The organism is Nonomuraea sp. NPDC049784, assembly GCF_040659615.1.
In the GTDB taxonomy this organism is placed as follows: Bacteria; Actinomycetota; Actinomycetes; order Streptosporangiales; family Streptosporangiaceae; genus Nonomuraea.
This window is the reverse complement of sequence record NZ_JBFAMX010000634.1, coordinates 1-5,864: the sequence shown is the minus strand read 5'-3', so window position 1 is coordinate 5,864 and position 5,864 is coordinate 1. Positions and strand designations below refer to the sequence as shown.

The following is a 5,864-nucleotide window of genomic DNA, read 5'->3' as shown; positions in this document are numbered from 1 at the left end:
GCCGCGGCATCCTCGTCGAGACCGAGCCGGGATTGTTCACCCAGCCGCGCCCATAGTCCGAACGGCGGGTCTCCGACCAGCAGGCCTAACCCAACTCCAACGACGAAAGGGACATCAGCTCGCGGAACGCACTCTCAGGGTCGGGTAGGCCCCCACGTGCGATGCCCCAGCGTGCGGCTGGGCGCTTCCTTCGTGCGGGTCGGCCGCCCTGACGACGGCAGGGCGGCCTTCACATTCTCCAGCTGCGATAACAGCACGTGTCAGCGGGCCGGTGGGGAGCTGGTCTCAACGGAGCAGGGGCTCGACTCCCATACGGCACGGGCTTTACCCGTACGTCCTTCCAAAGGTGGTCGCGACGTACCACCTTGACGATAGCGGAGACCACCGATAACGCGTCTACTGCCGAATCGCGCGGATCTTGCCATTCCGAACGGTGATCAGGTAACCGGCGCTGTTGACGGTGAGGATCGCCGCGTCCTGGTTCGCATCCGGTACCTCCACGGAGGCGACCTCGACGGTGAGTCCAGCCTGCTCGGCGGCCGTCCAGGCGCCGCCACCGGCAGCGGCGCTCGGCACGCCGGGTGCGGATCAGCTCAGCCAGGCGGATCAGGGTGTGATTGGACAGCGGAATCGCGGCAGGGTAAGACAGCAACGAGGCTCTCCGGTAGAGGCATCGGATCTTGGTCGACTGCTGTCTTACCGAGAGCCTCTTCTCATGCCAACCGGTCCCCGCACCACCCCTGCTGACCTACGCGATCAGGTTGGAAAAGTCTCACTGAACGGCACAGGTACGTCATGGAAGACAGAGTTCTCGTCTACACCCGAACACCGCTCGACGAGTACACGGACTCGCTGAGCAACAGCATCCACCTCGCGTTGAGCGAAGACGGAGCACCGTTTGAGCCGCTCAACCAGAACTACGGGATCTTGTTTCCCGAAGCCACGGTGAGCGAGCACAACACGATCCTGGAGAAGGGCGCCAAGAACCCCTTCCTGTTCCGCACGAGAGAAGGCGGGTTCGGGCTGGTCGCCGTCCGTGTCGCACCCCGGGGAGCACAGGACGAGGAAAGCCGTGGCTGTGTCCTGGTGTGGACGTCGACCGATCTGACGGAGTTCCGATCCCGAGGGCTCCTTCGGTTGCACAACTCCCTGCATGTCGATGCCGTCGCGTGTCAGTACGACGAGGCGGTCGGCGCGTACGAGTTTCTGTGGCGAGACGCCGACGGAAACATGTACGTGAACCAGGTTGTCGACCTCGCAGGAGGAGGATCAAAGGGGCCTTGGCCGGCATCCCGGTTCCCGCAGGTTGCGGACCCCTGCAACCTGACGGACATCAACCCGGGGAACGTGCTCGCGGTGGAACCGTCAATCGCGCAAGCCGTTCGGGACCGGTGGACGCCCCTGGCGCATACGGAAACCCGCGTCCCCAAGACTGTCGTCGCGTCCTCCCTGTCGGAACTGGCCGCGGTGAAGGCGACAGCCGTCTACTCCGACGGCTCCACGGCCGACAAGTCTGTCGCCTGGGACACCAGTGCAGTGGACTTCTCGGCGCCGGGAACCTACCGAGTCTCCGGCACGGTGCAGACTCCCGTTCACCCCTTCCCATTGGCGCGCGGGTACGCGGACCCGGTGATTCTGCCCTGGGAAGGGAAGTACTACTACATCGCGACCAACGACAACGTGGACGACATCGGCCTCTACGTCCGAGAGTCCGAGACGATCAACGGCTTGTTCGACGACGGGTTCCGCGAGCAGGTGATCCTCGACGCGGACGAGAGCAAGGGCTTCGTGCAGACCTTCTGGGCCCCTGAGTTCCACCAGATCGGCAACGACCTCTATATCTTGTTCGCTGTCAGCGGCACCGAGTGGGGGCCACAGTGCCACATGATGCGACTCAAGAAGGGTCACGACATAATGCAGGCCGACAGCTGGGAGACCCCCGTACGGGTCCGGAAGGCCGACGGCTCCTACTTGGCCGAGAGTGGCAGCATCACGCTGGACATGACCTACTTCAAGGCTGACGAGAGGTGCTTCCTCGTCTGGTCATTCCGGACAGGTCTGGACTCGCCGATGGACTCGGGCAGCATGGTCTACATCGCGGAGACGACCGTGGCTGATCCCACTCGTCTCATCAGCGAACCGGTGTTGCTGACGCGCCCGCTGTACGGCTGGGAGAACGTGCAGGGGACGATCAACAACGAAGGCCCGTACCCGTTCCTGACCGACGAGACCGTGTACATCACGTACTCCGGTGGAGCGGCCAGAGGCTACACCTACTCCACCGGGATGCTGAGTATTCCCCGAGGCGGTGACTACCTGGATGCCTCCGCATGGTCCAAGGCGATCACGCCGGTCCTGAACTACCAGTCGGTGGAAGGGCTCTATGGTGCCGGGCACAACTCCCTCTTCACCGACTACGACGGCAACACCTGGATCTGCTACCACGCGGTCGCCTCGCCCGTGGGTCACGATGTGGTCTCGTCCGCGATGCACCGAGTCCACTTCGGCAGGGACGGAGTTCCCGTCTTCAACCTCAGCCCGGCCCGCGACCTGCGAGAGGAACTGACCGACGTTCGCCTCGAAGTGGTGGTGCCCTGATGTCGGAGGACAGGCCCTACCTCGGGCTGACGGCATCGGCGAACGGCCTGGGCGGCACCCGGACCTGGTAGGAGGTCCAGGTGCCGTCGTCACACGACGGCGGTGAGGTGGAAGACCAGGGCCTGCACAGGCAGCAGGGTGGGGAGCTGGAGACCCACCTCGGCGAGCAGCCGGCCTGAGAGCACGAGTGGTGCGGTGGCGCTCAGCCAGCTCGGGGCGCCCACTCGGTCCGTGGTGCGCCGACGTCGTTACGCACCTGCACCGTGTAGCGGCCGGTCGGGGTCGAGCCCGGGCAGCCGCAACCGGTCAGCGAGGGACTCCTCGGGCTGGGCGACCGCCGCGACGGTCCACAGGGCTTGTGATCGATCATGAGCGACGACGCCGCGCACCCGCAACGCGGGGTCGACGTCGTCGGGGTGGATCACGGTACCGCTGTGCAGGAGGTCGCGAAGCTCGCGGTAGAGCGCCCCGTACGCGCGGACCGACTTGAGCTCGGCGTCGTCGCAGCCGAGCAGGTCCCATTCGAGCCCGGCATGGCCTTGGAGGCCGACGGCGGCCCGGAAGGAAAGGTCGGTGACGCGGTGCGAGGAGTGCGCGGGGGAGGGGCCGACGTGGGCGCCTGCCCCGCTGGCGGAACACAAGGGCGTTGCCGCCCGGCACTGCGCTGACCGGGTTCGGGTCGATCTGCTATTCAGCCTGGATCCACCGCTGGGGATTTGACGAAAGAACTGTGAAATAGGCGAGGTGCCCTTTGACCTGGGAGGATGGGAGTTCTCGACGCTTCCAGCAGCCCAGTCGGAAGGACACCTCGTAAGTGCAATTCTTCCACGACGCGGCCAAGACCGACGCGATCTTCGACGATGAGCACATGATCGCATACGGCGGACTGGCCCCGGCGATGCGGCTGGCCGAGCGGTGCGGCCTGGACGCACTCGTTGGCGAGCACGTGGCCATCGCCACCGCTGACGGAGTCAACGCGCCGGCGAAGGTCGCCTCGATCGTGGCGGGCATGATGTGCGGCGCCGACAGCATCGACGACCTGGACGTGCTGCGCCACGGCGGCATGGACAAACTCTTCGACGGCATCCGCGCACCCTCGACGCTCGGCTCGTTCCTGCGCGCGTTCACCTGGGGCAACGTCCGCCAACTGGAGAAAAGCGCACGACAGCTGCTGATCCGCCTGGCCAGGCGCACGCCGCTGCTACCAGGCGCGGACGTCCTGGCCTTCCTCGACATCGACTCGATGCAGCGGCGCACCTACGGCTATGCCAAGCAGGGCTCGGGCTTCGGCCACACCAAGATTGCGGGCAAGAGTGTCCTGGTGCGCGGGCTCAACGTGCTGGCCGCCACGTTGTCCACGCCACTGGCCGCCCCAGTGGTGTGCGGAAGCCGGCTGCGCGGCGGCAGTGCCAACTCGGCCCGCGGCGCCGCGTCTTTGCTGCGCGAGTCGATTGCGGTGGCCCGCGCCGGCGGGGCGACGGGCACGCTGCTGATGCGGGGCGACAGCGCGTTCTACGCCGCCGAGGTGGTGGCCGCCTGCCACGATCGCGACACCCGTTTCTCCATCACGGCCAAGCTGGATCCCAAGGTCAAGGCCTCGATCGCGGCGATACCCGAGACCGCATGGACGCCGATCGCCTACCCACGCGCCATCTTTGATGAGCAGGCCGGCGGCTGGGTCTCCGACGCCGAGGTCGCCGAGATTGCCTACACCGCCTTCACCAGCAAGAAGGGCAAGGCCGTCACCGCCCGGCTGATCGTGCGCCGCGTCCGGCGGATGGACGAGCAGGCCGCCGATGGCCAGGACGAGTTGTTCGCCACCTGGCGCTACTACCCGATCTTCACCGACAGCCCGTATACGCTGCTCCAAGCCGAGGCCCAGCACCGTGATCACGAGGTGCAGGAGCAGGTCAACGCCGACCTGATCGACGAACTGCTCGCCCACCTGCCCTCGGGGAAGTTCGCCGCTAACGCCGCCTGGCTCACCCTGGCGGCGATCAGCCACAACCTGCTACGCGCGCTCGGCAGCCTGGCCGACGCTCAGCACAGCCGTGCCCGTGGCGCCAGTCTGCGCCGCCGGCTCATCGGTGTCCCCGCCCGCATCGCCCGGCACGGCCGTGGGCACGTGGTCTTCCATCGGCCCCGGCACTGGCCGTGGCGGCAGGCGTGGACCAACGCCTTCCACGTGACCCACCACCCACCACCCGCCACCGGCCCACGCGGTCTGACCCGCCCAAAAGCCCAGGTCACACCCAGCTCGACGACCCGCGCCGCTCCAGCGGCCCACTTCCGCCCCGACCCGCTACTCATGGACAAGCCGCGACCGAGCATGGCGGATCCCTCACGCCGTGAAACGAGACCTCTACCTGCAGGAGCGGTCCTCGTCGAGGAATTGGACCGACAAATGATCAACGTAAATCAGGCCGTGGCTCCAGGCTCAGCCAAGTTGGAAACGGCTCAAGGTGCCTTCTTCATCCCTTGCGCCCTCGGTGACGGATGCGGCGCCGTCGCCACTCCGTCGCCCGCCTATCGCTGGCAACGCCCGAAGTCGACAACGTACGTCCCGCCGCCTGCGGCCCCCGCGCCGGCCGGATCCGCCGACCCGGCCGCGACCCCGATGCCGAGGTCTGTCAGCGTCGGGCTCAGGACGATCTGGCGGTGGCCGTACGTGCTGACGTTCACCCACCAGTTGACGGCGGCCCGCGCGGTGCCATAGCCGGTGCCCCAGCCTGTGTAGGTAGTCTCGGAGTAGGCCCACGACACCGGGTTCGGGCAGTAACCCGCGCCGGTGATACGGCTGTACGGCGTAGAACCGGTCTGCGGGTTGGTGTGCGAGTCGGCGCCGGGCCGCCACCACTTCAGGCTCGCCGCCGCGGCGGCGTGCGACGTAGCCGCCGAGTCGAGCGAGCTGTTGCGGGTGAGCGCGGCCAGCCCGACCTTGGCGCGTTCGGCGTCGATGAGGCAGTGCACCGCCTGGCCGACCATGGCGAGGTTGCCGCTGGTCGGAGCCACGTCGTAGTACGCTGCGCGGCGGCGCACCCCGGCGCGGCCGCGTACGACGGGGTGGCGCTCACGAACGGGGCGGCCATTAAGGCAGCCAGAGCTGTGGTGCGAATCATAGTGATCTCCTTTGGCGATGGGATGGTCATGCCCTTCTAGCTAAAGGGCGGCCCGGTAGCTGTCAAACCGTATGAGACGTATCAGGCGACTTGTTCTGTATCGGAGCTGGGTTCCTCCTTGGCGGGTTCGTTGATCCAGACTGCGGT

The 5,864-nt window shown here is 66.8% G+C and carries 5 protein-coding genes and 2 pseudogenes; 2 read left to right on the top strand and 5 right to left on the bottom strand.

Annotated features, from left to right (window positions below; all coding sequences use genetic code 11):
* Positions 1 to 396 precede the first annotated feature (396 nt).
* Positions 397 to 576 carry a hypothetical protein gene (locus tag AB0J09_RS54210; RefSeq protein ID WP_360710056.1) on the bottom strand — a complete coding sequence of 60 codons (180 nt, stop codon included), beginning with the start codon at positions 574 to 576 and terminating at the stop codon, positions 397 to 399.
* A pseudogene (locus AB0J09_RS54205) lies at positions 542 to 652 on the bottom strand (IS5/IS1182 family transposase); the annotation flags it as partial. The pseudogene AB0J09_RS54205 and the gene AB0J09_RS54210, both read right to left, overlap by 35 nt.
* 143 nt (positions 653 to 795) lie before the next feature.
* Between AB0J09_RS54205 and AB0J09_RS54200 the strand changes: the two are divergent.
* Positions 796 to 2,598, top strand: coding sequence for a family 43 glycosylhydrolase (locus AB0J09_RS54200; RefSeq protein ID WP_360710053.1), 1,803 nt, complete (start codon positions 796 to 798; stop codon positions 2,596 to 2,598).
* A gap of 89 nt (positions 2,599 to 2,687) precedes the next feature.
* Here the strand turns inward: AB0J09_RS54200 and AB0J09_RS54195 are convergent, their stop codons facing one another.
* Together AB0J09_RS54195 and AB0J09_RS54190 are read right to left on the bottom strand one after the other, a co-directional pair.
* A complete protein-coding gene (locus AB0J09_RS54195; protein WP_360710052.1) occupies positions 2,688 to 2,822 on the bottom strand; it encodes a hypothetical protein in 135 nt (44 codons plus the stop codon).
* A 24-nt stretch (positions 2,823 to 2,846) separates the two neighbouring features.
* A complete protein-coding gene (locus AB0J09_RS54190) occupies positions 2,847 to 3,239 on the bottom strand; it encodes an alpha-galactosidase (RefSeq protein ID WP_360710050.1) in 393 nt (130 codons plus the stop codon).
* A 173-nt stretch (positions 3,240 to 3,412) separates the two neighbouring features.
* On the opposite strand from AB0J09_RS54190, the pseudogene AB0J09_RS54185 reads away from it, so the two are divergent.
* Positions 3,413 to 4,768 (top strand): annotated as a pseudogene (locus AB0J09_RS54185) (IS1380 family transposase); the annotation flags it as partial.
* Between the two features lie 356 nt (positions 4,769 to 5,124).
* Here AB0J09_RS54185 and AB0J09_RS54180 read toward each other — a convergent pair.
* Complete coding sequence (locus AB0J09_RS54180) at positions 5,125 to 5,583, bottom strand: CAP domain-containing protein (RefSeq protein WP_360710054.1); 459 nt, start codon at positions 5,581 to 5,583, stop codon at positions 5,125 to 5,127.
* Positions 5,584 to 5,864: the final 281 nt, after the last annotated feature.